At 35.4% G+C, this 25584-nt stretch carries 21 protein-coding genes; 7 read left to right on the top strand and 14 right to left on the bottom strand.

The features are described 5' to 3' along the window. Positions 1–2: 2 nt before the first annotated feature. The 3 genes from N4T20_RS00915 to N4T20_RS00905 all read right to left on the bottom strand — a co-directional run bounded on the left by N4T20_RS00915 (position 3) and on the right by N4T20_RS00905 (position 2729). Positions 3–1760, bottom strand: a complete 1758-nt coding sequence (locus tag N4T20_RS00915; protein WP_260671289.1) for a PspC domain-containing protein — start codon at positions 1758–1760, stop codon at positions 3–5. A gap of 3 nt (positions 1761–1763) precedes the next feature. Then, positions 1764–2096, bottom strand: a complete 333-nt coding sequence (locus tag N4T20_RS00910) for a PadR family transcriptional regulator (protein WP_008464689.1) — start codon at positions 2094–2096, stop codon at positions 1764–1766. A 153-nt stretch (positions 2097–2249) separates the two neighbouring features. Then, positions 2250–2729: a DUF4870 domain-containing protein gene (locus N4T20_RS00905; RefSeq protein WP_260671288.1), complete on the bottom strand. Its 480-nt coding sequence runs from the start codon at positions 2727–2729 to the stop codon at positions 2250–2252. 230 nt (positions 2730–2959) lie between these two features. Between N4T20_RS00905 and N4T20_RS00900 the strand changes: the two genes are divergently transcribed. Continuing rightward, entirely contained in the window at positions 2960–3412 is a 453-nt protein-coding gene (locus N4T20_RS00900) for a DUF4442 domain-containing protein (protein ID WP_260671287.1), read from the top strand. A gap of 177 nt (positions 3413–3589) precedes the next feature. Here the strand turns inward: N4T20_RS00900 and N4T20_RS00895 are convergent, their stop codons facing one another. From N4T20_RS00895 to N4T20_RS00865, 7 genes are all read right to left on the bottom strand, one after another. Then, positions 3590–3751: a hypothetical protein gene (locus N4T20_RS00895; RefSeq protein WP_260671286.1), complete on the bottom strand. Its 162-nt coding sequence runs from the start codon at positions 3749–3751 to the stop codon at positions 3590–3592. Between the two features lie 100 nt (positions 3752–3851). Beyond that, the gene (locus N4T20_RS00890) at positions 3852–6095 is read right to left on the bottom strand and encodes a multicopper oxidase family protein (RefSeq protein ID WP_260671285.1); all 2244 of its coding nucleotides are present in this window, start codon (positions 6093–6095) and stop codon (positions 3852–3854) included. A gap of 186 nt (positions 6096–6281) precedes the next feature. Further along, positions 6282–8822 carry a heavy metal translocating P-type ATPase gene (locus tag N4T20_RS00885; RefSeq protein WP_260671284.1) on the bottom strand — a complete coding sequence of 847 codons (2541 nt, stop codon included), beginning with the start codon at positions 8820–8822 and terminating at the stop codon, positions 6282–6284. A 315-nt stretch (positions 8823–9137) separates the two neighbouring features. Further along, on the bottom strand, positions 9138–9698 hold the full coding sequence (locus N4T20_RS00880) for a helix-turn-helix domain-containing protein (RefSeq protein ID WP_260671283.1): 561 nt from the start codon (positions 9696–9698) through the stop codon (positions 9138–9140). Between the two features lie 2 nt (positions 9699–9700). After that, positions 9701–10228 carry a DUF3347 domain-containing protein gene (locus N4T20_RS00875; protein ID WP_260671282.1) on the bottom strand — a complete coding sequence of 176 codons (528 nt, stop codon included), beginning with the start codon at positions 10226–10228 and terminating at the stop codon, positions 9701–9703. A gap of 99 nt (positions 10229–10327) precedes the next feature. Beyond that, a complete protein-coding gene (locus N4T20_RS00870; protein ID WP_260671281.1) occupies positions 10328–10684 on the bottom strand; it encodes a hypothetical protein in 357 nt (118 codons plus the stop codon). Between the two features lie 69 nt (positions 10685–10753). Next, complete coding sequence (locus N4T20_RS00865; RefSeq protein ID WP_260671280.1) at positions 10754–11587, bottom strand: AraC family transcriptional regulator; 834 nt, start codon at positions 11585–11587, stop codon at positions 10754–10756. Between the two features lie 103 nt (positions 11588–11690). On the opposite strand from N4T20_RS00865, the gene N4T20_RS00860 reads away from it, so the two are divergent. The 4 genes from N4T20_RS00860 to N4T20_RS00845 all read left to right on the top strand — a co-directional run bounded on the left by N4T20_RS00860 (position 11691) and on the right by N4T20_RS00845 (position 20152). Further along, on the top strand, positions 11691–12857 hold the full coding sequence (locus N4T20_RS00860; RefSeq protein WP_260671279.1) for an MFS transporter: 1167 nt from the start codon (positions 11691–11693) through the stop codon (positions 12855–12857). Positions 12858–13480: 623 nt separating this feature from the next. Then, positions 13481–16723, top strand: a complete 3243-nt coding sequence (locus N4T20_RS00855) for a TonB-dependent receptor (RefSeq protein WP_260671278.1) — start codon at positions 13481–13483, stop codon at positions 16721–16723. Between the two features lie 17 nt (positions 16724–16740). Further along, positions 16741–18543, top strand: a complete 1803-nt coding sequence (locus tag N4T20_RS00850; protein WP_260671277.1) for a RagB/SusD family nutrient uptake outer membrane protein — start codon at positions 16741–16743, stop codon at positions 18541–18543. Positions 18544–18580: 37 nt separating this feature from the next. Next, positions 18581–20152 (top strand): DUF4957 domain-containing protein, encoded by a 1572-nt coding sequence (locus N4T20_RS00845; protein WP_260671276.1) that lies wholly within the window; start codon positions 18581–18583, stop codon positions 20150–20152. A 127-nt stretch (positions 20153–20279) separates the two neighbouring features. Here N4T20_RS00845 and N4T20_RS00840 read toward each other — a convergent pair whose 3' ends face one another. The 4 genes from N4T20_RS00840 to N4T20_RS00825 form a co-directional block, all read right to left on the bottom strand. After that, positions 20280–20852, bottom strand: coding sequence for a pentapeptide repeat-containing protein (locus N4T20_RS00840; protein ID WP_260671275.1), 573 nt, complete (start codon positions 20850–20852; stop codon positions 20280–20282). Positions 20853–20877: 25 nt separating this feature from the next. Further along, positions 20878–21078 (bottom strand): hypothetical protein, encoded by a 201-nt coding sequence (locus tag N4T20_RS00835; protein WP_260671274.1) that lies wholly within the window; start codon positions 21076–21078, stop codon positions 20878–20880. Positions 21079–21148: 70 nt separating this feature from the next. Further along, the gene (locus tag N4T20_RS00830; RefSeq protein ID WP_260671273.1) at positions 21149–22069 is read right to left on the bottom strand and encodes a helix-turn-helix domain-containing protein; all 921 of its coding nucleotides are present in this window, start codon (positions 22067–22069) and stop codon (positions 21149–21151) included. Between the two features lie 2 nt (positions 22070–22071). Further along, positions 22072–22635 (bottom strand): DUF6642 family protein, encoded by a 564-nt coding sequence (locus tag N4T20_RS00825; RefSeq protein WP_260671272.1) that lies wholly within the window; start codon positions 22633–22635, stop codon positions 22072–22074. 170 nt (positions 22636–22805) lie between these two features. Here N4T20_RS00825 and N4T20_RS00820 point away from each other — a divergent pair, with 170 nt between their 5' ends. Together N4T20_RS00820 and N4T20_RS00815 are read left to right on the top strand one after the other, a co-directional pair. Continuing rightward, on the top strand, positions 22806–23411 hold the full coding sequence (locus N4T20_RS00820) for a nucleosidase (RefSeq protein ID WP_260671271.1): 606 nt from the start codon (positions 22806–22808) through the stop codon (positions 23409–23411). A 320-nt stretch (positions 23412–23731) separates the two neighbouring features. Then, positions 23732–25534, top strand: coding sequence for a glycoside hydrolase family 2 protein (locus tag N4T20_RS00815; RefSeq protein WP_260671270.1), 1803 nt, complete (start codon positions 23732–23734; stop codon positions 25532–25534). Positions 25535–25584: the final 50 nt, after the last annotated feature.

Below are 25584 nucleotides of genomic sequence, written 5' to 3'. Positions count from 1 at the left end.
GTTTAGTTAATTTTGATTATCACTCCGTTTTTATCAGTAGTTAGTCTTCCTTTAGTTTTTTTTCCGTTTAAAACTTCTTTTCCATTAATTTTAACCGAAACTTCTTTTATAGTGTCATTTGCGCTATCAGTGTCATTTTCGTAATTATTCTCATAATCATTTTCATAATTATTTTCGTAATCGTTGTCATTTTCTTCGTCAGCAGGGCAGTTTAAACATTTTACTTTAGTTCCGATAACTTTGTAATTGTAATCTCCTTTATAATTCAATTCAAAGAAATTATCATCTGAATTGTAATAGTCTCTAACAGAAGAATCTGGTTTAACTAATTGCCCTTCTGGTAAATAAAGGTAAATGTCAACTTCCTGTCCTCTAAATTTATTCTTTACATCTGTCAGAAAATAGTTGTCCAAAATTAAATGATTTCCGCTAATTTGAAACTTATAATTAATTTTTTCTGCTCTCTTTTTAGCGTTTGTAAACGAGTTTCCTCTTGCGCTTTTTTCAATCTGAATGAACGGAGTCGATTCGTCTGTGTGCAATACGTGAAGACGCACATCATTTGAGTAGATCAATTCGTTGTTTGCCGAGTCTTGTACAAATTCAAATTCTCTATAGTGGTTCAAACTTTTTGTATAGTAATCATTGTATTTGAATTTAATGTATAAAGTGTCAGTTGGTTTGATTGCCAAAACTTTTTTATCTACTACTTTGTTGTCGTATGAAATTTCAGTTGCCTGTTTAATCCCAATGCTAGTAAGAATTGCAATAGAAATAATCCAAAGAGCTAAAAGCGTATATTTTGTAATGTTCCCGATTGACTTTAAGTTTGGAGACAACAGTTTAAATCCTAAAAGAGTTAAGAAGAAAAACGGAATCCCAACAGCAAAGAACATTAATAGTCCAAATGACCAAAGCGGGTATTCTGTAAAGTTTCCTGCGTCAATAAAATTCTGCCAAGGAAAATCGATAAAAATGTTAGTCCCTAAGGTAAAAACGCCAATCAATAGCATGATTAAGGTTGAAATCCCTGATATGATTAGAATCACTCCTAAAAACTTAGCAAAAATTTTAAAAACCGTCATGATAAAGTCTCCAAACGAACTACTTATTCTCCCAGCTCCCGACTTTACCTGGTTTCCCATTTTGTCATAATCTGCATTTTTGAATTTTTCAGAAAGCGAATCAATTTCTTCACGAACTTTTTTTTCGATGTTCGAAATGGTTACCGGTTCTCCAGTCATTTCCAATTTTTCTGAAGTTGTAACTGCTTCAGGAGTTACAATCCAAAGAACGAAGTAAGCTAAAATTCCTGTTCCAAAACCTGCAAAAACGAAGATTAAGAATATGATTTTAATCCATACAGCGTCAATTCCAAAGTAATGTCCTAAACCTGTAGCCACACCTCCAATCATACCTTTTTCTTTATCTCGGTATAATTTTTTGTGTTTTCTTGCACCATAATTATTGAAAGATTGATTTGGATTTTCTTCATCCTCAATTCTATAATCTTCTGGCTGTCCCATTACCGCAATCACTTCGTCAACATCTTTCAGTCCAACAACATGTTTTTCGCTTTTTTGTTTTTCTGTCAACAATTCAGAAACACGCATTTCGATGTCTTTAATGATTTCATCCTGACCAGATGAATTGTTAAGTGATCGTTTTATGGCGTCAAAGTAGCGTGTCAATTTTAAGTATGCATCTTCATCGATGTGAAAAAACATCCCGCCTAAGTTAATATTTACTGTTTTGTTCATGACTTATTGATTTTGATTGGTGATTAGATTTACGGCATCAGATAATTCTGTCCAAGTGCCGCTAAGTTCGTTTAAAAAAGTTTGTCCTATCTCGGTTAGTCCATAATATTTTCGTGGTGGCCCAGAGGTCGATTCTTCCCAGCGATAATTTAGCAAACCGTCATTTTTTAATCTAGTTAACAACGGGTAAACGGTTCCTTCTACAACTAGTAATTTTGCGTTTTTTAAAGTGTCTAATATTTCAGATGTATATGCGTCTTTTTCTTTTAGAACTGATAAGATGCAAAACTCAAGAACACCTTTGCGCATCTGTGCTTTTGTGTTTTCAATGTTCATAATTTCATTTTGTTTTTTTTTGATTGAACAATTCGTTTTTTGATTGATGATGATTTGATTGATGATGATTTGATTGATGATGATTTGATTGATGATTGATGTTTCGGCTATAACTTTTAATTTTTTAATGTCTCGCTGAGCGAAGTCAAAGTGTTACTTTATAAAAGGTATCGTGATCGGATATTTGTATAATTCTCCGTTTGAAGCTTTTATAGAAGCGTAGATTACTAAAAAGAATTCAACAAATTTTAATAATCCGAAAAGTATAACAGCTGTAATTCCGACACTTAGCATTCCAATATTTCCTTCGAAGTTAAAATTTCTAATTACAAGATTTTCGTTGTACATGAATGCTTCGATTGGGATATTTTGCAAAACAACTGTTATAAAAATTGGTATTGCAATTAGCGCTAAAATCAATGAATAAAGCAAAATACTTAATTGAAAGTTCAATGCCTGTTTTCCGTGATGGTCTGCAAATTCAGATTTGTCCTTATAGTTGGTCCAAATGATTAGCGGAAAAATATAGTTCCCAAACGGAATTATATATTGGCTTAAAGTACTCAAATGAGTAAATGCTGCTGTATTCTTTTCTGATGTTTTTTCCATGATGAGTGGTGTTGTTGTTTCCATGATTAAAAGTATATAGTAATTTCTTATGCAAATATATGTCTAAAAAACAGTATCTTGTTTTGCATAGTACTAATTATTAACAAAAATTTAACAAATTTAAAACTGTAAATCAGCCTTTAAATTGCTTGAAATCATCTGAATCCCTTGTGCTTATTGGCCTCTTTTCGATATGTCAATAATTTATTGTGCGTGCATAGTTTTTTTGTATTTTTACATAAAAAATATATCCTATGGCACTTTCGGTATCAAAACTTAATAAATTCGTCTTATTCAAATTGCCTTCTGCATACATTTGCGGGGTACGTGTAAAAGATATAAATGATAGCAGCTGTACAGTTACAGTAAAACACAGATGGATTAATCAGAATCCGTTTAACTCGATGTATTTTGCTGTTCAGGCCATGGCGGCAGAATTGACCACAGGAGCTTTGGTGATTTCTCAAATTCAGGAAAGCGGCAAAAAGATTTCGATGTTAGTAGCCAACAATAAAGGAAACTTCACAAAAAAAGCAACAGGCCGAATTACATTTGTCTGCAAAGACGGACATTTGATTGCCGATGCCATAAAAAAAACAATTGAAACAGGGGAAGGCCAGACATTCTGGATGAAATCTATTGGAACAAATGAAGAAGGCGTTCAGGTTTCTGAAATGGATTTTGAATGGAGTATTCGAGTGAAATAGTTTTAAATCTTTTGCCACGAATTTCCCGAATTGGCACTAATTTAAAGTTGGAAAACTAAATGAGTTATTCAATTTACACAAATTAATTCGCGTTAATTCTCAAAATTCGTGGCAAAAATAAGCATAAAGAAAGGCCTCAAAATATTTGAGGCCTTTTTCTTGAAATTAGATTTTCATTTATTTTTTAACGCAGCAAGATTTTTTGTCTTTTTTATCTGTCGATGTCTTTTTGCAGCAAGATTCTTTTTTAGCTTTATCTTTTGTCGCCGGTTTGGTTTCTTGCGCCATTACGCCGATTGAAAATAAAGCAACTGTTACTACGGTGATTACTTTTGTCATTTTTTTAAATGTTTTTTGTGTTAGAGATTATAATTGGTGATCCAAATATATAAAGATTCTATTGAGTTGATTCTTACAAAAAAGTTAATGTTTTTATAATTTAATAATTCAAATTAACTCCAAAACCAATTCCCATATCGCTGTCATAATGCGTTGTGATTCCGAAGTTTCGACCAACGATATATTTTAAACCAGCCATATATTCTTTATCGGTGTTCCACATTAGATTCATTCGAAGGCGCTGAGAAAGCGGAATGTCTTTTCGTTCAAATTGCAAGCGAACATTTCCATCTGTATAAACCTCAACTTGGGCTTTTATGAGCATCGGCAACGTATATTCGAGACCTGCACTAAAAACCGAACGATTGTCTTTGGTATTTTTCTGTCCCCAAAGGTTTTGTTCCTGTTCGTCTATTCCCATTTTTCGGTATCTCCAGTCAAAACCAATAAAAGGCATCAGCCATTGATTTTTTCCAATATATCGTCCAATATGCGTTTCGGTTTCATAACCATGTTTGTCGTTATAACCCAATCTCCATTCTGTTCCGATGCTCCAACGTGTGTTGCTTAACATGGCTTCACCATCGTTTCCGTTGGTTGCAAAATCATTTTCAGCCCTAAAATGAAACATTCTGTCATCCATTTTCAGCATTTTAAAGGCCATTTCAGGATGATGAATCAACGGATTTGGAGCTGAATTTTCGTAAGTAAAAATTCGTCCCATTCCAGCCATCATGTGATACAAAATATGGCAGTGAAAAAACCAGTCGCCGTCTGCATTTGCCTGAAATTCGATTGTATCGGTTTCCATTGGCATAATATCAATCACATTTTTCAAAGGAGAATAATCGCCATGTTCGTTCAAAATTCTAAAATCATGACCGTGCAAGTGCATGGGGTGGCGCATCATGGAACCGTTGTACAAAACGATGCGAACGTTTTCTCCTTTCTTAATTAAGATTTTATCGGTTTCAGAAACCACTTTATTGTCTAGACTCCAAACGTAGCGATTCATGTTTCCGGAAAGCGTAAAACGCAATTCTTTTACCGGAGCATTTTTTGGAAGGTTCGTTTTAAAAGGAGACTTCAGCATTCCGTAGTTTAAAGTCACAATTTCGGAAGTTTCAGTGCTGTCGCTTTCCATTTTCATGTCTTCCATATTATGCTTCGAATGGTCCATTGCGGGTTTTGCATTTTCGTCTTCGCCTGAAATTTCTGGATACATTACGGCATTCATATCCATTTTATTCAAAGACATATTCATGCCCATGTCATTCATGTCGCCATTCATTTTCATCATGTCGTTCATCATTTTCATGCCTTCAAAGTATTTTAATTTCGAAAGATAATGAACAGGCTGTTTTTCTCCATTTCCTAAAAACAAAGATGCAGATCCCGTTCTGTCTTCAGCCGTAGCCAAAAAGGCAAAAGATTTATGGTTCTCGGGAATTGTAACCACAACATCATAAGTTTCAGAAACGGCAATAATCAAACGATCGACTTCTACAGGTTCCACGTCATTTCCGTCGCTGGCTACGACTGTGATTTTTCCTCCGCCATAAGTCAGCCAGAAATAACTGGAAGCACCTCCATTTGCAATTCGCAGTCTTACTTTTGAGCCTGGTTTAAGATCTGAAAACTGCTGTTCGTTTTTCCCGTTGATTAAAAATTTTTCATAATAGACATCGCTGACATCCATTGCGTTCATTCGTTTCCATTCGTTGGTCACTTTAGTCGAAAAATGTCCTTGCTTAATGGCTTCGGCATAACTTTGAGTCGTTCCTTTTTTAATCGCAAACCAATCGTTGGCGTTGTGCAGCATTCGCTGAATATTCTCTGGTTTCAAATCTGACCATTCGCTCAAAATAACGGGAATTGTCGGTAAATCATCAATTCCTTTTCGAATTGTCGGATCGTCTTTTTTCTTATTGATGATAAAAAGTCCGTACAGACCAATTTGTTCTTGTAACCCCGAATGGCTATGATACCAATATGTACCGTTCTGAATAATTGGAAAAGTATATTTATGAGTCGTTCCAGGTTCAATAGGCATTTGCGTCAGGTACGGAACTCCGTCTTCTTTATTTGGCAGAAACAGTCCGTGCCAGTGCATCGAAGTCGTTTCTTTTTTTAATTCGTTGTGCACATAAATTTCCGCAATATCGCCTTCGGTAAAAGTCAGAGTCGGCATCGGAATTTGTCCGTTTACCGCAATCGCTCGTTTTTCTTTGCCCGAAAAATTGACAATCGTATCGCGAACGTGCAAATCGTAACGCACGACTTTTTGAGCCTTCAGCTGAAAAGCAATTAAAGAAAGAATCAGTATATATTTAATTTTAATCATGGATTATAATTTTAAATCAATTGAACATAATTGAATTTTAACACATAGAGACATAGATTTTTTTGTCTAAAAAAAGAGAATAAAGAAACTAGTTTCCACACATAGCTATGTGTATTGATGCAAGTGAAACGCCTTTATGCGCAATGCAAAGTTATGTCTCTATGTGTTGAAATAATTACTCCCAATTTACAATTTTAGATTTCTCAATCGCAAAGCATTGACGATTACTGAAACGGAACTCAAACTCATGGCCACTGCTGCCAGCATCGGTGAAAGCAAAATTCCTAAAAATGGATATAAGATTCCCGCAGCAATTGGCACACCCAACGTATTGTAGATAAAGGCAAAGAATAAATTCTGTTTGATGTTTGACATTACCGCATGGCTAAGGTTTTTTGCTTTTACAATTCCGTTAAGATCGCCTTTTACCAAAGTGATTTTAGCGCTTTCAATCGCAACGTCAGTTCCTGTTCCCATTGCGATACCAATATTGGATTGAGCTAAAGCAGGTGCGTCGTTGATTCCGTCTCCAGCCATTGCTACAATTTTTCCTTGTGCTTGCAGTCGTTCAATTTCTTTTAACTTATCTTCTGGAAGACAATCGGCTTTAAAAGAGCTCAAGTGCAAATGATCTGCAACTGCTTTTGCAGTATTATGATTGTCGCCTGTCATCATGATAACCTCAACGCCTTGGGCAATTAATTCTTTAATGGCTTTTGCACTATTTTCTTTGATAGCGTCGGTAATGGCTACAAAACCTAAAACGCTATTTTCTATTGCGATGTACGAAATAGTTTTTCCTAAATTCTGTTCGGCAGTTACTTTTTGTTCTAAATCATTAGAAACAGGAGCGCCAATTTCTTCCATTAGTTTTTTATTTCCTAAAGCAACTTTTATATTTTGGATAGTTCCTAAAACGCCTTTTCCCGCAATAGTTTCAAAACCTTGAACTTCTTTGAAAGAGCTGTTTTTTGCTTTCGCGAAATTGACTACGGCCAGCGCCAAAGGATGTTCGCTATGCTGATTTAGAGAAGCAATGTTTTGAAGCAGAAAATCTTCGTCATTATTAACTGCATATATTTTTTCTACAGACGGTTTTCCTTCAGTAATAGTTCCTGTTTTATCAGTAATCAAAACATCGATTTTGTTCATGTTTTCGAGTGCTTCAGCATTTTTAATCAAGATTCCGTTTTGGGCACCTTTTCCAACGCCTACCATAACCGACATTGGAGTTGCCAGTCCGAGAGCACAAGGGCAGGCGATAATTAAAACGGCAATCGCATTGATTAATCCGTAAACGTAAGCAGGTTCTGGACCAAATTTTGCCCAGACAAAAAAGGTTACAATTGAAATGATAACTACAGTTGGCACAAAATATTTAGAAACGCGATCGGCTAATTTCTGAATTGGAGCGCGAGATCTGCTGGCATCATTCACCATCTGGATAATCTGCGAAAGCATGGTTTCTGAACCTACTTTTTCGGCAATCATGACAAACGATTTTGTTCCGTTTATAGTTCCGGAAATTACGGGGTCGCCCGTTTTTTTGTCTACCGGAATTGGTTCTCCCGTAATCATAGATTCGTCGATGCTGCTTTCGCCAGTTGTTATTTTTCCGTCAACCGGAATTTTTTCTCCTGGTTTTACGCGAAGCAAATCGCCTTTTTTAATGTTATGGATCGAAATCACTCTATCATTTCCGTTTTCAACCAAAGTCGCTTCTGTTGGAGCTAATTTTAATAATTCTTTTATGGCTCCATTCGTTTGCCCGTGTGCTTTGGCTTCGAGTAATTGCCCTAACAAAACTAAAGTGATTATGACAGTTGCAGCTTCAAAATACAAATGAATGGTTCCGTGATGCGATTTGAATTCGGATGGAAATATATCCGGAAAAAACATTCCGACAATACTAAACAGGAAAGCGACGCTGGTTCCAATTCCTATTAATGTAAACATATTCAAGTTCCATGTGATAATGGATTTGTAGGCGCGAACGAAAAACATCCAACCCGCATAAAACAAAACGGGAATCGAAAATAAAAGCTGAACCCAATTCCATTTTTCTATTGACATGATATTGTACAGCGGATTATTTGGAATCATTTCTGACATTGAAATGATGAAAATTGGAAGCGTAAACAAAATCGCAATTTTCATTTTCTTCAATAAATCCAAATAGGTTTTGTTCTCTTCGCTTTCAGAAGCCTGCATTGGGACTAGATCCATTCCGCAAATCGGGCAATCGCCTGGCTCGTTTGAAACAATTTCCGGATGCATCGGACAAGTAAATTGTGTTGCAGTTATGGCAACTTGCGGCACTAAATCCATTCCGCAGACTGGGCAGTCCCCTGGTTTATCGTATGTTTTATCTCCTTCACAATGCATGGGGCAGTAATAAACGCCATTTGCACTGTGCTGGTGTACTTTTTTAGCTTCTGTTTTATGATGATTATGATCATGATGCTCTTTTTTGTGGCTTGAGCAGCAAGATTTAACGGCAGCTTCTCCATGTTTTTTAGGAGAATCCATTTCAATAGTATAATTTCCCGCGGCAGCTAAAACTTCTTGGAATTTTTCTGTCGGAATATGTTTTTCCATGGTAATGGTAGCCGTTGGCGGATTCAGCGTAACTGCTGCATGAACGCCTTCGACTTCATTCAGAGTTTTTTCTACTTTTTTGCGGCAGCCGTCACACGACATTCCTGAAATTATATATTGATGAGTCATTGTATTGGTTTTTAAGTATTACAATGCAAATTTCCGAAGTATCTCTGAGTTTGGTTTGTAGAATTTTGGGAATGATTTGTAAGATTTACTAAATGCTGTTTTTTAACGCAAAGGGCGCAAAGAATTGCGCAAAGAGCACTAAGTTTTGTTTGTTTAAGGAGTAGAGAGTTCTCAAAGCTTTGCGCATAAAAAGTTAGCCACAGATTAAAAAGATTAACACAGATTTTAAAATCCTTTTAATCCTTATAGTCTGTGGCTAAAAAACTTTGCGAACTTTGTGTAAACCTTAGTGCCTTTGCGGTTAAATAAAAAAAACTACAAATTCTCAATCTGAATACGTTTATTATCTTTTGACTGTTTGAAAGACGTAGGAGTAAAGCCTGTGATTTTCTTGAATTGATTGCTTAAATGGGCCACATTGCTGTAGTTGAGCATATCGGCAATTTCGCTTAACGAAAGTTCATTATAAATCAATAATTCTTTTACTTTTTCGATTTTTTGGCTAATGAAATACTTTTCGATAGTAGTGTTTTCTATTTCAGAAAATAAATTGCTTAGCGAATTATAGTCCTGATTCAGATTTTCGGCTAAATAATCGGACAAGTTGATTTTAAGATCGTTGTTTTTATGATGGACCAAATCGACAATCAGGTTTTTTATTTTTTCAACCGTTTTTGTTTTTTTGTCATCAATTAAATCAAAACCTAGAGCTTGAAGATTTTCTAATAGAATCTCTTTCTGCTTATCGCTGATTTCTTCGTTTAGTTCCACTTCTCCCAATTCTACAGCAGTAGGTTGAAGTCCGAGCTTTTCGAACTCAGACTTCACTACCATTTTGCATCGGCTGCACACCATATTTTTGATGTAGAGCTTCATATTTATTTGATTGTTTCTACTACATTTCCGCAAGTAAGCATAGAAGAACCATAGTAAGGGTTTTTAACTGCTTTTTCTTTGCTTAACCAATCAGCGTCTGCCATTGGGCAATATTGTTTGTAGATTGGTTCTGTCGGACTTGAAACTTTTATCAAGTCGTAAGTGCTTTTGGATAAAGATTTGAAAGACTCGCGCTGTTTTTTAAGATCTGTTGTAGCAGAAATACTTTTGGCATCGGCAGTTAGTTTTTTCATAACTTTCATCCAAACAGTATGTTCGTTGCTTTTTAATTTATCCATTTTTACCGCAGTAATTGCAGTCAGTAGGTCTTTGGCTTTTGCCGAAGCCAATTTGCTGTCGCTTTTAATCAAGGCATCTTTTACAGTAAAGTAAGCATCATAAACCGATTGCAATTGAGAATCTGCAATTTCGACCGCTGTCAATTCAGAGTTATTGTTTTTTGCCTGAATAGTATTTGCGCTAAATAATACTGTAAGCGCCGTTGCTAAAACTATGATTGATTTTTTCATTGTATATTATATTTGGTAAAGGATTTTAATTTCCTTTAAAATTAATTAAAAAATTTGATTTCAAAAAAGACCCAATATGGGCTATCACAAATACAATAATTATATTTTAGGCTTTAGCCAAATAGAAGTAAAACCAGAAGAAATAGCGGCATTACTATAAGATGAAATAGTGTTTTTTAAAGAGAAATTGAAAACATCGTTTTGTAAATCAAAATCATTTGAAGTTAAAAGAATGTTTAAGGTTGAGGTGTTGCAGCCCGAATGGCGGCATTTTCCATCACAATTATGCTTCTCTTGTTTTGAAGTTTTCTTTTCGCAGCATTTGTTAGAACAGCTGTTTTCTTCTTTAGCGGCAATTTCTTTGGTATGTCCAGTATTGCACGCATGAGCATAACTCGGATTCAAAAAGAAAACAAGTGTTATAAAAAGCATTATTATATGGATTTTCTTGCTCAAAGAAATTGTTTTAGAAATACAAATTTAGATAAAAATGTTAGAGGAAATAACTTTTTAAGATTTCGCTAACTAGAGTTTCTTAAAATCGGTTGGTTTCATGTTCCTGCGTTTTTTAAAATAATTGGTCAAATGGCTTTCGTCGGTAAAACCAAATTCGTACGCTATCTGTTTAATCGGAAGCTGATTGTTGTGGAATCTTTTTTCGATTAAAGTCATTCTCAAATTATGAATGTATTCGCGATAGCTTATGCTGAATGTCCTTTTAAAATAAGCGCTAAAATAGGTGTGGGCAATATTAAAATGTTCTGCAATCACTTTAACCTGAACCAATTTGGGCTGATAGATGTTTTGATGAATATAGTTTGCAATCTGCTCACTGTCAAAATGTGCCGATTTCATCTGAAGATTCATGCAGCGAATGGTTTCTTTAATTAAGCCAAAAATGGAAAGAATCTGATAGAAGACAATAGGCGAAGAGGTAACATCAATATATTGGTTGTAGGTTACGATATTTTCGACTGTATTTTTTAAAATCGTTCTGCAGGGTTCGTCAAACTTCAAAACGGTTTCTTTAAGGATTTTGTCCCGCATGAAACTTTCGGGTGTGTTTACCAGAAACTCATCGCAAGTCAAATTCTGTTTGGAGTTAAAATAATTATCTGTGAATTTGATAAAAATAAATCGCGTGCTTTTCTTTATATCAAAATAATGCTCATCATCTGGCGAGATAACAAATAAATCTCCCGCTTTGTATGGGAGCAGATTATTATTCAAATGATGGATGCCGCTTCCTTTCTTGATATAAATGATTTCGTAATAGGTATGCGTATGCGGAGGAAGATGAAATTTTTCTTCTTCAAACTCATCAAGAACAAGCGTTTTGAACTGGTTTAATTTCGGCATAACTTAAATATACAATTTTATGTCACAAATTTACAACTTATTTCTGGCGTAGCGGTGTTAATTTTGCCACGTAGAAATCTATTCCTTTCTACATCACATCAAAATGAAAAAAAGTCTTATTGCACTCTCATTAGGAGGGTTAACTATTGGAATTACAGAATTTGTAATGATGGGATTGCTCCCAGATATAGCTTCAGATATGAAAGTTTCAATTCCAGTTGCCGGATATCTAATTTCGTCTTATGCACTTGGAGTTGTTATTGGAGCGCCTTTGCTGGTAATAGCAGGAAGAAATTATGCGCCTAAGAAAATGCTCTTAATTTTAGCCCTAATGCTGGCCGTTTTTAATGCTTTGTCAATTATTGCTCCCGATTATAATGTTTTATTTGCTTCCCGATTTCTTTCCGGACTGCCGCATGGTGCTTTCTTTGGAGTGGGAGCGGTAGTCGCAAGCCGTTTGGCTGATAAAGGGAAAGAAGCTCAGGCGATCTCGATTATGTTTGCCGGTTTGACAATTGCCAACTTAATAGGCGTACCGATTGGAACTTATATCGGGCACCATTTTATTTGGCGCTATACTTTTGTGCTTATTGCTTTTGTTGGCTTATTGACATTTTTGGCTATTTATTTATGGATGCCAAATCTTGAAAAGGGCGAAAGTGTAAATATGAAAACACAGCTTCAGTTTTTTAAGAAAACAGAAGCATGGCTAATAATAGGTATAACCGCAATTGGTTTTGGAGGTCTGTTTGCTTGGATAAGCTATATTGCTCCTCTTTTAATTAATGTATCAAAGTTTTTGCCAGAAGATGTTTCGTCTATCTTGATTTTGGCAGGATTAGGAATGGTGGTCGGCAACTTTGCAGGCGGAAAACTCGCAGACCGTTTTTCACCAGCTCCAACAACATTGGCTTTGTTGCTTGTAATGTCTACCGATCTGGTTTTGGTTTACTTTTTCTCCTTCAACCAATATATGTCCTTATTTCTGACTTTCTTAACGGGTGCTATTTCGTTCTCAGTCATAGCTCCAATTCAAATGCTGATGATCCGTACGGCAAAAGGCGCAGAGATGATCGCTTCTGCATCTTTGCAAGGAAGTTTTAATATTGGAAATGCTTTAGGGGCCTTTCTTGGCGGATTGCCTCTTGCTGCTGGATTCAGTTATTCTTCACCAAACCTTATTGGAGTTGGAATGTCTGTGATAGGAATGGTTATTACATTCATATTGATGAGGTTACATCGAAAGCAGCTTCAAGTGCAGCCCATATAAATTTAAAACATTCAAATTTTTAAGCCCTTAACTTTTGTTTAAGGGCTTTTTTGTGCTTGTACAGATGCAAACTTATAGTCAAAATTACTTTTTCGGTTGCTTTGTAAATTTTATTTATAGGTAAAATCATTGTAAATTTTAAAATATAAACGAAATCGCCCGATTTTTTTTAGGATAGCTTTAACTTTTTAAGTGTAAAAATAACACCTGATAATTTCGTAATTAATATTCATGTAATCGATTGTTTTTTTTGTAATAATCGAATCAAATGAACGATTAATAATAATATTTTTAATATTTTAAAGTGGAATAAATTGTATATGTCACATTAAAAAGCACTAAAATTTCTGATATGTAATTTTATTTATGAAATTTTTGGGAAATTTTATTTTTCGTTTAAAAAAAATATCTATGTTTGTGTAATCGATTACAACTTTTTTTTGATTGTTCGAAATCGATTAAGTATTGAAGAAAAAATAGAGCAGAAATAAAGCTTTAATGAAGAGGTAAACCAATTACTGTTAAAATAAAACCACAAATATTAACTATATAATGAATTGAAAGTAACCACAAAAAACCACTTAAACCCAAAAGAAAACTTTTATCAACTTAAACAATCAACCATGAACTTTAAAGAACTATTAAACAAAGGAGCAAATTTTTGCTTTAATCTTGTTTTCTTACTGTGCTTATTGATCGGCAGTCAAGTATATGCACAGGGCACAACGATAGAGGGAACCGTGAAGGATGCCGCGGGACTTTCTCTTCCTGGGGTAAACGTCTTAGAAAAAGGAACTAAGAACGGAACTTCTACCGATTTTGACGGGCATTATAAATTAAAACTGACCAATCCGAAAGCTGTATTGAGTTTTTCATTTATAGGTTTTCAGAGCATTAATGTTCCAACAGAAGGAAAGACTAAAGTAAATGCAACAATGATTGAAGATGCTAATAACTTGAATGAAGTTGTTGTAATTGGATATGGTACGGCTAAGAAATCTGATTTGACTGGAGCCGTTTCTACTATTTCGGGTAGCGATCTGAAAAAAGTGCCGGTAGCAAATGTTGCCGAAGCTTTAACAGGCCGTATAGCAGGTGTACAGGTAACTGCAGCCGAAGGTTCTCCAGACGCAGATATTAGAATTAGAGTTCGTGGAGGTGGTTCTCTTACTCAAGATTCTTCGCCATTGATTATTGTGGATGGTTTTCCTATCAACAATATGAATGATATTTCTTCATCTGATATCGAAACAATGACTGTTTTAAAAGATGCCGCTTCAACTGCAATCTACGGATCACGTGGTGCAAATGGAGTAATTCTTATTACTACAAAAAGTGGAAAAGATGGAAAAATGTCGGTGAGCTTTAATATGTTCTATGGTATGAAAAAGATAGCTAAAGATATTGATGTTTTGTCGCCTGAGGATTATACAAAATGGCAATACGAATATGCTTTGCTTTCTCAAAGCGGAACAAAAGTGCCTACTAATCCAGATTCATACACTAAGTATTTTGGAAATTGGGAAGATCATGATATGTACAATGGTTTAAAAGGTGATGATTGGCAAAAACAAATCTTTGGACGCACAGGTGAGGTACAGAGCCGTGATTTAGGAATTAGAGGAGGAACAGAAAAGCTTAATTATAACTTTAATTATGCTCACTATGATGAAAAAGCGATCATGGTAGGTTCAGACTACAAAAGAAATAACTTAGCATTAGCCTTAAAAAGTAAACTAAATGATAAGATTGATGTTGCTTTTACAATGCGTTATTCAGATACAGAGATTGATGGCGGCGGGGTAAATGAGCAAAATGAGAAATCTTCTTCAGATTCTCGTATGCGTACTGTTGTGGGATATGCGCCACTTCCGGTACCAGGCCTAACATCGGGTGATACTACTGGAGACGGAACAGATGTGCTGATAAATCCTTTTACAGCAATATCAGATAATAATGCTCAACAGTTTCGTAAAAACTTTAATATGTTAGGAAGTTTTGGATGGGAGATTGTAGACAATTTAAAACTAAAAGTAGATTTAGGTCTAGATAATTCTAATATCACAGATTATCGTTTTTATGGACAATCAACTTATTACGTAAATAATGCGCCAACAGCTGTATTGCAAGGTTTGCCTGCAATGATTATGTCAGATGGTAAACAGGAACGCTTTAGAAATGCTAATACGCTAAATTATGACTTCAAAAAAATAATGGGAGAAGATCATCATTTGACTGCTCTTATTGGGGAGGAAAGTATTACATATAGTACAAATACTGTAACAAGTACAATACATGGATATCCTAGTTTTTTTGATTTTGAAAAAGCAAAAACACTTACTACGCAGGGTACTCCTCAAGCAGTAGATAATTATTATAGCCCTGATGACAGATTATTATCTTTCTTCGGACGTGCAAATTATGACTACAAAAACCGTTATATCCTTTCGGCTACATTTCGTGCAGATGGATCTAGTAAATTTTTAGGGGCGAATCGTTGGGGATATTTCCCGGCTTTTGCAGGCGCATGGAAAATGTCAGAAGAAAATTGGCTAAAAAATAAAAGTTGGTTAAGCCTTTTAAAATTAAGAGCAAGTTATGGTGAAGCAGGTAATAACAATATCCCTGTTGGACAGCAAATTCAAATTTTTCAGTCAACACCAACAACATGGATTAATGGAGTTACCAGTGTTTGGGCACCTTCTAAAACAATGCCTAATCCTGACTTGAAATGGGAAACGACAGTTACTCAGAATATTGGTTTAGATTTTGCATTTTTCAAAAATCGCTTAAGTGGTAATTTTGATATCTACAAAAATCTAACGAACGACTTATTGCTTAATTTCCCAGTTTCAGGAGTTGGATATGATTTTCAATACCGTAACATGGGACAAAACCAAAATAAAGGTTTCGAGGCTACTATAAATGTTGTTGCAATTGAAAAAGCTAATTATGGATTGAATTTTTCATTAAATATGGCAGTAAACAAAAATCGTGTTAACTCATTGGGTATTATGAGTGACTTTGGGCAAGCTACAGGATGGGCTTCTTCACAAATTGGAGACGATTATCTTATCGCAGTTGGTTCTTCGTTAGGAAGTATGTACGGCTACAAAAATGATGGAAGATATGAAGTTGCAGATTTTGATTATGTTGGAGGAAAATATGTTTTAAAAAGCGGGGTAGTTAATACTTCTACTTCTTTAGTTGGTGATGGAAGTAGTCTTAAGCCTGGAGATATGAAATTAAAAGATATTAATGGAGATGGTAAAGTAGACATTAGCGATAAAACAGTTATTGGTCATTATAACCCTAAAAGTTCAGGAGGTTTTGTTATTAACGGTAATGCTTATGGCTTTGATTTAATGGCCGCTTTTAACTGGAGTATTGGTAATGACGTATACAATGCTGATAAAATTGAATTTTCGACAGCTACTGCTTCGGGAGAATATAAGAACTTAAATTCTACGATGGCAGATGGAAAAAGATGGACAAACTTAGATCCTGCTACGGGTCAATTGGTAACTGATCCAACAGCATTGGCAAATTTAAATGCAAATACAACTATGTGGTCTCCGTACATGAGACAAGCTATATTTACTGATTGGGCAGTTGAAGACGCATCGTTTTTAAGATTAAATACTTTAACATTAGGATATTCAATGCCAGAGATGTTTACATCGAAACTTGGAGTTTCTAAATTGAGATTTTACTTGACAGGAAGCAATATTTTTGTTTGGACGAATTATTCGGGATCAGACCCAGAAGTTTCAACAAAAAGAAAAACTCCACTTACTCCGGGGGTTGATTCAAGTCCTTATCCAAGAAGCAGACAGATGATCTTTGGAATGAATCTTAATTTCTAATTTTAAACAATCACAAAATGAAAAATAAAATAATAATAGCGGGATTGATTATTGCGGCTTTATTTAGTTCTTGCCAGCAATTTGAAGATGACTATTTAGAAACAGATGCAAAATCAACATTAGAACCATCTTTGATATTTTCTGAAGTTGCACTTGCAAAAGGAGCTATTGATGGAATAAAAGTGCCATTTGCAGAGACTAATTCTTATAGAGGAAGATTTTTACCATATTATGGATTAAATACAGATACAGAATGGTACAATACCTCACAAACAGCGGGAGATAAAGCAGATTTGTGTGTGTATGATGCGAAGCCAACCAATACAGAAATGAATACAACTAATAATGCTTTTTCAATGATGTACTCTGGTATTGAGCGTGCTAATATTTGTATTAAAGGTCTTCGTCAGTATGGGAATCCTGAACCAGGAACAGAAATGGGACAGCTATTAGGAGAAGCTTTAACATTAAGAGCGATCTATTATGCTGATTTGCTTAAATCGTTTGGCGATGTTCCTGCTCGTTTTGAACCTATCACTACTGCTACGTTATATTTGCCTAAATCTAGTAGAGATGTTATTTATAAACAATTAATTGCAGATTTAGGTGAGGCATCGACATTGGTGGCATGGCCAAATGAAACGGCTTATACAAATACGGTAGAACACGTAAATAAGGCTTTCGTAAAAGCATTCAGAGCACGTTTGGCTTTGGCTGCAAGTGGTTATCAGCAATATCCTGATGGAGTAAGAAGAAGCAGCGATCCAGAGCTTTCAGTTGCGAATATGTATGCATTGGCACTAAAAGAATCTCGTGAAGTGATTCAAAGTGGTTCTGCTCATTTAGAATCTACTTTTGAAGGATTATGGAGAAAATACAATCAAGAAGTTACTACTGCTGGAGGAGAATCGCTTTGGGAACTGCCTTTTTCTGATGGACGTGGTAGAATGTTGTTCACTTTTGCTGTAAAACACACGGCTGCTGCAGATCAATTTCAAGCGAATGGAGCTAACCGTGGAGGTGTAGCAGGTCCGTTGCCATTTGTTTTCTATGACTATGATCAAGCCGATACACGCAGAAATGTTACGTGCGTACCTTACAAATATGGTAATGCAGTAAATGGTATTGCAAAACAAGAATTGGGTACTCTAGATACATGGTACTTTGGTAAATATCGTTACGAATGGATGAAACGTTATGTGACTTCAACCAACGATGACGGGGTTAATAAAATGTATATGCGTTATGCAGAAGTGCTTCTTATTGCAGCAGAAACTGCAAACGAATTAGAAGGTCCAAGTGCAGCGATGCCTTATTTGAAAGAAATTCGCAGAAGATCATTTTCGTCGGCAGATCAAGCTGTAAAGGTTGAAAACTATGTAAATGCTTTAACTAGTAAAGACGCAATGTTTAATGCTTTAGTTGAAGAAAATAAATACGAGTTTACTGGAGAAATGGAGCGCAAACAAGCACTTATCCGTTGGAACTTGCTTAAAGCAAACCTAGATAAAGCGAAGCAAAAAATGGCAGAATTGTCTACTCGTACTGGACAATACGCAGATGTGCCGGCAACTCTGTATTATAAATATCAAGCAGATAATGTAAGTTTAGATATCTACGGACTTAATCGTGGAGAAACTACAAATCCAGGAGTATTGTATTCTTCTACTCCATGGACATGGACAGGAACTGCTGCAGATGCTAAGATAGCTTCATTGTATAAAGCAGGAGTGAACCCTGATAACAGACAATTCTGGCCAATATGGCAAGTGTTTCTTGATGCAAGCAATGGTCAGTTAAAAAATGATTACGGTTATTAAAATCTTTCAAAAAACTAATAATAAATTATAAGTTATTATGATGAAAACAATAAAAATATTTAAAGGATTAATAACCGTATTACTTCTTTCAGTGGCAGTTTCTAGCTGTGAAAGTTATAATGAAGCGTTATTAGACGATATAGGAAATACAAGAGAATTTTCTCCCATTGGACTTAAAGCCACTATCAGAAACTCAACCACAGTTGAGTTAAATTGGACGGTTAAATCAGGTGAAAATGCAGATCACTATGTAGTTGAATTTAGTGCTGATGATCCTAGTTTTACAACAATTTATAAAACGGTAAATGTTGCCCCTTCAGAACTTCCTGTAAAAGTAGCATTAGAAGGAGAAACAGTTTATTCTATTAGAGTAAAAGCAGTAACTAATGGCTTAGAAGATTCTAAATGGTCAGTAATAACAGCTACAACATTATCAGAACAGATCATGTTTCCAGTTCAAGATGCAGATATTCAAGCAACTCAGGTTACATTGAGATGGATTCCTAATAGTACTGTAACACAAATTACGGCCATGCCTGGAAATATTGTCCACACCATTACAGCAGCTGAAAAAACTGCGGGAGTAGCTACACTTACAGGTTTAACACCAGAAACTGCTTATACTGCAATTTTATTAAATGGAACAAAGAAAAGGGGGAATGCAACTTTTACTACCGGAATTGACATTGGAACTGGAATATTAGTAAAAGAAGGAGATAACTTCATTCAGAAAATTACTGATGCGCCTTCTGGATCTGTTTTAGTTTTCATGCCAGGTGATTACACAGCTCAAACAGGTACAATAGCGATAAATAAAACAATAACGCTAAGAGGTTTAAGACCAGAAAACAAGCCAAAACTAAAAGTTAATTTTACTTTGGCTAATAATTCTGCAAATTCAGCAGAAATAGTGAATTTCTCTTTAATTGATATTGATTTAAGCGGAGCAGGAACAACTGGTGGCGCGATTGCAATTAGTTCTCCAGCAGCAACAAATTTAGGAGATGTTTTAATTAGCGGTTGTTATGTTCATGATTTCCCATCTCAATTAATGTATGGAAATGCATTGGCGAAATTGAAATCGTTCTCTGTTGATAATAGTATTATTAAAAATGTAAATACTGCTTCTGGTGCTGATTTCATCGACTTTAGAACTGCTTATGTTGGAAGTGTTTCTTTAACAAAAAGCACATTTGATACTTGTTCATCTCGTGATTTCATACGTTTGGACGCAGCAACAGGTTTAACAGGAACAGGTTTAACAAGCAATGTCTTAATTGATGGATGTACAATCTATGCGCCTACATTGCCAGCAGCAAGCAGAATTTTGTATGTGCGTTTTGTTTCAAATGCCTCAATAGTACGTAATACATTACTTGTGGTTGGATCAGCTTCTTATACGAACAATGCGGCAACTGCTGCTCCAGGGTTTTCAAACAATAATAATTTTAATTCGCCTAATTTGCAGGTTACAGGAAGTAATAATAGACCAGATGCTTCTGCAACTATATTAGATCCTCAATTTACAAGTGCGGCGACAGGCGATTTTACAATTAAAAACCAAACATTAATTGATAGAAAAGTAGGAGACCCTCGTTGGATAAAATAAAAATCGTGGTTGATTAAATAGAAAAAGCGGGATGCAGTTTAGATTGCAATCCCGCTTTTTATTTTCAGCCTTAGTTTTTAGTCATGGGGGGTATTTGAAAACGAGACTGGAACTAAAATTTAAGCAATCACTCGATCAATAAATCAAATTTCCCTAATAGACCTGCAAGTGCTGCTTGCGAAACTTTAGTCCCTTTAATTCTATTTTCTGACGGATCAAATGCATAGTTTCTAGAAGTTCTAAAATCGGTTTTTTCTAAAATGCTTTCCACGAAAGTGGCACCAGAAAGATCGCAGTTTTTAAAAATTGCCAGCGATAAATCGGTATTGGAGAAATCAGCTTCCTTTAAAGAACAATCTGTAAAATTAGTTTTCTTTAGCTTTTTATAAATAAATGTTGAATAGTCCAGAATGCAGTCTTCAAAGTTCATGGCAAATAAAAAGCTATTGCAGGCACTAAAATCCAATCCCATTAATTTGCAGCCAATGAATCTGATGTTTTTCAATCCAGTGTTTCTTAAAACGGCCAATGAAAGATTGCAGTTTTTAAAAGTAGAATCCATAAAATCAATATGGCTCAAATCACTTTTAGAAAAATTGCAGTTAATGAATTCGCAGTTTGCAAATTCGGTATTGGCTAAACTTTGCTCCGAATAATCGATCGATTCAAAAGTTTGGTTTTGGTATAATTTGGATTCCATATAAAATTTGAAGGCGTGTAAGATTCTATTCTAATTCGATGCAATCAAAAACAGGATTGTTTTGAAGTAAAGCCGCAGCATTCAATTCACTGTCAACTCGCAGAATGTTGTCGCAATCTTCGAGGTCAAAATTCCACAAAGAATCGGGCAGTAATTCGTTTAGGAGAACAGAAGCCGATTCGAATTTGGCTTGGCTATCAACGGAAGTTTTAAAAACATAAATCATAATTTGCATTTTTGAGGAAGCAAATTTCTGAAAAACGTCTGCATATTTGTTAGGACTCTCTAATCAATAATTAGGATTTATCAATCATTTTTCGGTATTGGACAGGCGAAATTCCTTCTGTTTTTTTAAAGAAACGGCTAAAGTAAGATTGATCTTCAAAGCCTACTTGCGCTGCGATTTCACCGACAGAAAGCGTGGTTTGAAAGAGCAGATATTTAGCCTCCAGCAATATGTTTTCGTCAATCCATTTTACAGCTGATTTTCCTGTTATGGCCTTAACGCATTTATTCAGATGGTTTGGAGTGATATTTAATAAAGAAGAATAATAATTTACCTGATGCTGGGTTTTGATATGATCATGAATGAGCTCTTTGAATTTTGCTGTAATGGCTTCTGCGGCAGAAATGTTTTTAACCGTTTTAACAGCATTTTTATTCATTTCATAAAATAGCGTAATCAGATACGATTGCACAATATTCAAATCTGCAATTGTAGTTTCAGAATATTCCTTTTTCAATCGTTCTAAGATATTTGCAATTGGGGCAACATCCTCGGGAGCCACTTTGATTTTTGGGTTTCCAGAAATTTTCAAAAAATCGAAATCATTCAGTAATTCACGGCTGCCGTATTTTCTAATTAAAATGTCGGGATGAAATTGGCAGATGTATCCTTTATGGATATTATTGACATTATCAAGCGAAAAAATCTGACCAGCCGGAACCATAATCATTTCGTTATCGGTTGTGATAAATTCCTGATAGCCTAATTTCATCACGTGCTGACCAGAAGAAATAAAAATTAAAGTATGGCAAGAATGTTTAGAAGGCGGAACAGGATGCTGCATCTGCATCATCTCTTCAATTTCAAGACAGAAAAAATGATCCGAATTTGATTTGAAAAGCAAATGAATAGGATTGTCTTCTCCTAAAAATTTCTCTCGAAATCCTTTCGGTCCATAAGTTTTTATTTTCTCTGCCTGCTTCTTTCTCATTTTTAATAATATAATCTAAAGTCAAGCAGTTTGCACAAATTGTAATGTTTGGCATAAAGATCTTCTACCACTTCAATCAAATTGTCGTTTTCCTGATACAGACTAAAAAAAGCTTTGTCAATAGTGCTGCAGCTGGCAATTTTATTGTAGGTAGAACCATAACCAGAAATAGCTCTTGCGCCAGTTATATCCAAAAAGTATTGCGCTTCTTCTTCGTTTAAGTCTAAAACTTTAAGATTGGCAAAATGAATGATTTTACCTTTCATTTTCCCTTCAAACAATTCGGCAATTTCTTCAATGCTGTAATAATAATCGTGGAGGCAGATGTTGTTTTCCTGACCGGGCATGGCCAGATAAATAATTTCATAATCCTTGAAATTATGATCTTCATACAGCAAGATATTCAAGCTTTCTTCTAAACCCTCGATGGTGTCGCACGTTTTATGAATGCTCGAAATGCCTTGGTCAATAGCCAATTCTTCCAGACACTTTACCACATTGGTTTGGGTATGATCGTCTATATCTCGAACGCCTTCTAGGCAGAAAATAAATTTTTCATTATCCATGCAGTTTTCCTTTCTGTTTTTAATCTTTTTGGAGGTTCTAGCAAAAGTATTTTTTATATCATAAAATCCAATAGAGAAATGAGACTTTAACGTCTTTTTTGGATTTTAAATTTAGGTTAGAGCAGCGTAAATTTTTAAGCGTATTTTTGTAAACCGAAAATAAGTTACATATGATACAAATTAACCAAACAGCATCTTTTGCGATTGAAGATATATTATTCTGTTTTGCTTTAGAATCTGAAGCGGCAGAAGTTTTTAAAGGCCATAATGTCTTATTCACCGGAATAGGAAAAGTAAATGCGGCTTACGAATTGACAAAAGCCATTCTAAAGAAAAAGCCTGCTGTTATCGTAAATCTGGGTTCGGCGGGAAGCAGCTTTTTTCAAAAAGGCGATGTAATCTGCTGCACCAAATTTGTTCAAAGAGATATGGACGTTCGCGGTTTGGGTTTTGCACTATACGAAACGCCACTTTCTGGTTTGCCGCCAGTTTTAGAATATGGATTATTAATGGACAATCTTCAAGAAGGCATCTGCGGAACAGGCGATAATTTCGAAATGGAACATAAATCTGATGCCTACAATGTGGTCGATATGGAAGCTTACGCGCTAGCCACGATCGCGATGAAAGAAAATATTCCGTTTTTGAGTTTAAAATATATTTCCGACGGAGCTGATGATAACGCCGCAGAAGACTGGACGGTTCAAGTTCACAAAGCAGCAATTGCCTACGGTAAAATTTTAGGATTGATAAAAGAGACAGAAGAAGCAGTTTAAAATTGAGATAATCGCTTTTAAGAAACTGCTCCAGTGGAGCAAAATATTTATAGCGAATTAAACACCAAAATGTAAAAGCTCCAGCGGAGCGGCACACAAGCCATTTCTTAATTGAAGTGGTTTTTTTATTTAATGCAATGCTGAGAAAGAAAGAAAAAATGACAAATTACGCTTTATACTATGAAATTGATAAGTATTTGATGGGTTATTTTTCAGTAATATGGGATGTTTGTTTTACTAGTGAATTTGAGAAACTTTTTAACTTTATAAACTTCATATTTTACTAACTAATGACCTTCACAACCAAAATGATTTTAATTATGAAAAGAATAATAATGCTGTGCTGTATGTTTCTGCTGATTGGAAAAACAATAGCACAGGAAATTCCGTTGGTGTCTAATATTTCATCTCGAAACAATGTTACTTTAAACGGAAAATGGAGCTACATCGTAGATCCGCTGGAAAATGGATATTTTAATTACCGTTTAGAGCCTTTCAAAGACAACGGATTTTTCGAAAATAAAAAATGGAACACCACAGAATTGAGCGAATACAATTTTGCAACCTCAGCAGTAATGGATATTCCGTCTGATTGGAATTCGAAAGATCAAAGACTGTTTTTTTATGAAGGAACGGTTTGGTTTCAGAAAGACTTTAATTACAAGAAAGATGCAAAAACCAAAGGAATCCTTCACTTTGGAGCGGTCAATTACGATGCAAAAGTGTATGTAAACGGAAAATTGGCAGGAACACACATTGGAGGTTACACGCCTTTTAATTTTGATGTTACCAATTTATTAGTTGACGGAAATAATTTTGTGGTTGTAAAAGTCGATAACAAACGCCATAAAGACAATGTGCCAACAGTAAATATGGATTGGTGGAATTACGGCGGCATTACAAGAGATGTGACTCTGGCTCAAGTTCCGAATACGTATATCGAAGATTATCTGGTTCAATTGGATAAAAAAGAAAAAGGGAAAATTTCGGGCTGGATAAAATTGAATAGTGAAACTGGAAATCAGTCTGTCTCGGTTTCAATTCCAGAATTAAAAATCAAAAAGAGCGTTACGACCGATGCTAAAGGAATGGCCTATTTTGAGTTTAAAGCCAATCCCGTTTTATGGACGCCCGAAAAGCCAAAATTATACGAGGTAACCATTTCTAAAGCAGATGAAAATATTGCAGACCAAATTGGTTTTAGAACGATCGAAACCAAAGGCAAAGAAATTCTGCTAAACGGAAAAAAAGTTTTTTTAAGAGGTATCAGCATTCACGAAGAAGCGCCTTTTAGATCGGGAAGGGCATGGTCGCAAGAAGATGCAATTACGTTATTGACTTGGGCAAAAGAATTGGGTTGCAATTATGTTCGTCTGGCACATTACCCGCACAACGAAAACATGGTGAAAGAAGCCGAAAAAATGGGACTAATGGTGTGGTCTGAAGTTCCGGTTTATTGGACTATTTCGTGGACAAATCCAGATACGTACGCTAATGCCGAACGTCAGTTGCACGACATGATTTATCGAGACAAAAACCGTTGCGGAATCGTAATCTGGTCCATTGCCAATGAAACTCCTCATGGCGATGATCGAGATGTTTTCTTGAGCAGACTGGCAAAATACGCGCGTACGCAGGACAATTCTCGTCTGATTAGTATGGCGATGGAAGTTACTTCGAGCTCAAATAATATCAATACGCTTCATGATAATATGAATGAGTATGTCGATATTGTAAGTTTTAATCAATATTTGGGCTGGTACAGAGGAACAAACGAGTCATGCAAGGATATGCAATGGGTAATTCCGTACAACAAACCTGTTATTATCAGCGAGTTTGGGGGCGAAGCTTTGCAAGGCCTTCATGGTGATAAAAAAGAACGCTGGAACGAAGAATATCAGGAGGAATTGTACATTCAAAATACGCAAATGTTTAATCGCATTGAAGGCTTGGCTGGTGTTTCTCCTTGGATTTTGGTCGACTTCAGATCACCAAGAAGACAGCTGCCCAATATTCAGGATTTCTTCAACCGCAAAGGATTAATTTCTAGCAACGGAATTAAAAAGAAAGCTTTTTTTGTCATGAAAGACTGGTACAAACAAAAAGAAGAAGAATACAAGTAAAGCAAAAGAAAGCAGAAAACCTTCAAAGTCATTTTTGATTTTGGAGGTTT

Source organism: Flavobacterium sp. TR2, from assembly GCF_025252405.1.
GTDB lineage: Bacteria > Bacteroidota > Bacteroidia > Flavobacteriales > Flavobacteriaceae > Flavobacterium.
This window is presented reverse-complemented; position numbering and strand designations above follow the sequence as displayed.

What these genes read in the sequence shown, in the direction of transcription:
- N4T20_RS00915 (WP_260671289.1), bottom strand. Translation starts at nt 1,760, where the DNA reads ATGAACAAAACAGTAAATATTAACTTAGGCGGGATGTTTTTTCACATC.
- N4T20_RS00910 (WP_008464689.1), bottom strand. Translation starts at nt 2,096, where the DNA reads ATGAACATTGAAAACACAAAAGCACAGATGCGCAAAGGTGTTCTTGAG.
- N4T20_RS00905 (WP_260671288.1), bottom strand. Translation starts at nt 2,729, where the DNA reads ATGGAAACAACAACACCACTCATCATGGAAAAAACATCAGAAAAGAAT.
- N4T20_RS00900 (WP_260671287.1), top strand. Translation starts at nt 2,960, where the DNA reads ATGGCACTTTCGGTATCAAAACTTAATAAATTCGTCTTATTCAAATTG.
- N4T20_RS00895 (WP_260671286.1), bottom strand. Translation starts at nt 3,751, where the DNA reads ATGACAAAAGTAATCACCGTAGTAACAGTTGCTTTATTTTCAATCGGC.
- N4T20_RS00890 (WP_260671285.1), bottom strand. Translation starts at nt 6,095, where the DNA reads ATGATTAAAATTAAATATATACTGATTCTTTCTTTAATTGCTTTTCAG.
- N4T20_RS00885 (WP_260671284.1), bottom strand. Translation starts at nt 8,822, where the DNA reads ATGACTCATCAATATATAATTTCAGGAATGTCGTGTGACGGCTGCCGC.
- N4T20_RS00880 (WP_260671283.1), bottom strand. Translation starts at nt 9,698, where the DNA reads ATGAAGCTCTACATCAAAAATATGGTGTGCAGCCGATGCAAAATGGTA.
- N4T20_RS00875 (WP_260671282.1), bottom strand. Translation starts at nt 10,228, where the DNA reads ATGAAAAAATCAATCATAGTTTTAGCAACGGCGCTTACAGTATTATTT.
- N4T20_RS00865 (WP_260671280.1), bottom strand. Translation starts at nt 11,587, where the DNA reads ATGCCGAAATTAAACCAGTTCAAAACGCTTGTTCTTGATGAGTTTGAA.
- N4T20_RS00860 (WP_260671279.1), top strand. Translation starts at nt 11,691, where the DNA reads ATGAAAAAAAGTCTTATTGCACTCTCATTAGGAGGGTTAACTATTGGA.
- N4T20_RS00855 (WP_260671278.1), top strand. Translation starts at nt 13,481, where the DNA reads ATGAACTTTAAAGAACTATTAAACAAAGGAGCAAATTTTTGCTTTAAT.
- N4T20_RS00850 (WP_260671277.1), top strand. Translation starts at nt 16,741, where the DNA reads ATGAAAAATAAAATAATAATAGCGGGATTGATTATTGCGGCTTTATTT.
- N4T20_RS00845 (WP_260671276.1), top strand. Translation starts at nt 18,581, where the DNA reads ATGATGAAAACAATAAAAATATTTAAAGGATTAATAACCGTATTACTT.
- N4T20_RS00840 (WP_260671275.1), bottom strand. Translation starts at nt 20,852, where the DNA reads ATGGAATCCAAATTATACCAAAACCAAACTTTTGAATCGATCGATTAT.
- N4T20_RS00835 (WP_260671274.1), bottom strand. Translation starts at nt 21,078, where the DNA reads ATGATTTATGTTTTTAAAACTTCCGTTGATAGCCAAGCCAAATTCGAA.
- N4T20_RS00830 (WP_260671273.1), bottom strand. Translation starts at nt 22,069, where the DNA reads ATGAGAAAGAAGCAGGCAGAGAAAATAAAAACTTATGGACCGAAAGGA.
- N4T20_RS00825 (WP_260671272.1), bottom strand. Translation starts at nt 22,635, where the DNA reads ATGGATAATGAAAAATTTATTTTCTGCCTAGAAGGCGTTCGAGATATA.
- N4T20_RS00820 (WP_260671271.1), top strand. Translation starts at nt 22,806, where the DNA reads ATGATACAAATTAACCAAACAGCATCTTTTGCGATTGAAGATATATTA.
- N4T20_RS00815 (WP_260671270.1), top strand. Translation starts at nt 23,732, where the DNA reads ATGAAAAGAATAATAATGCTGTGCTGTATGTTTCTGCTGATTGGAAAA.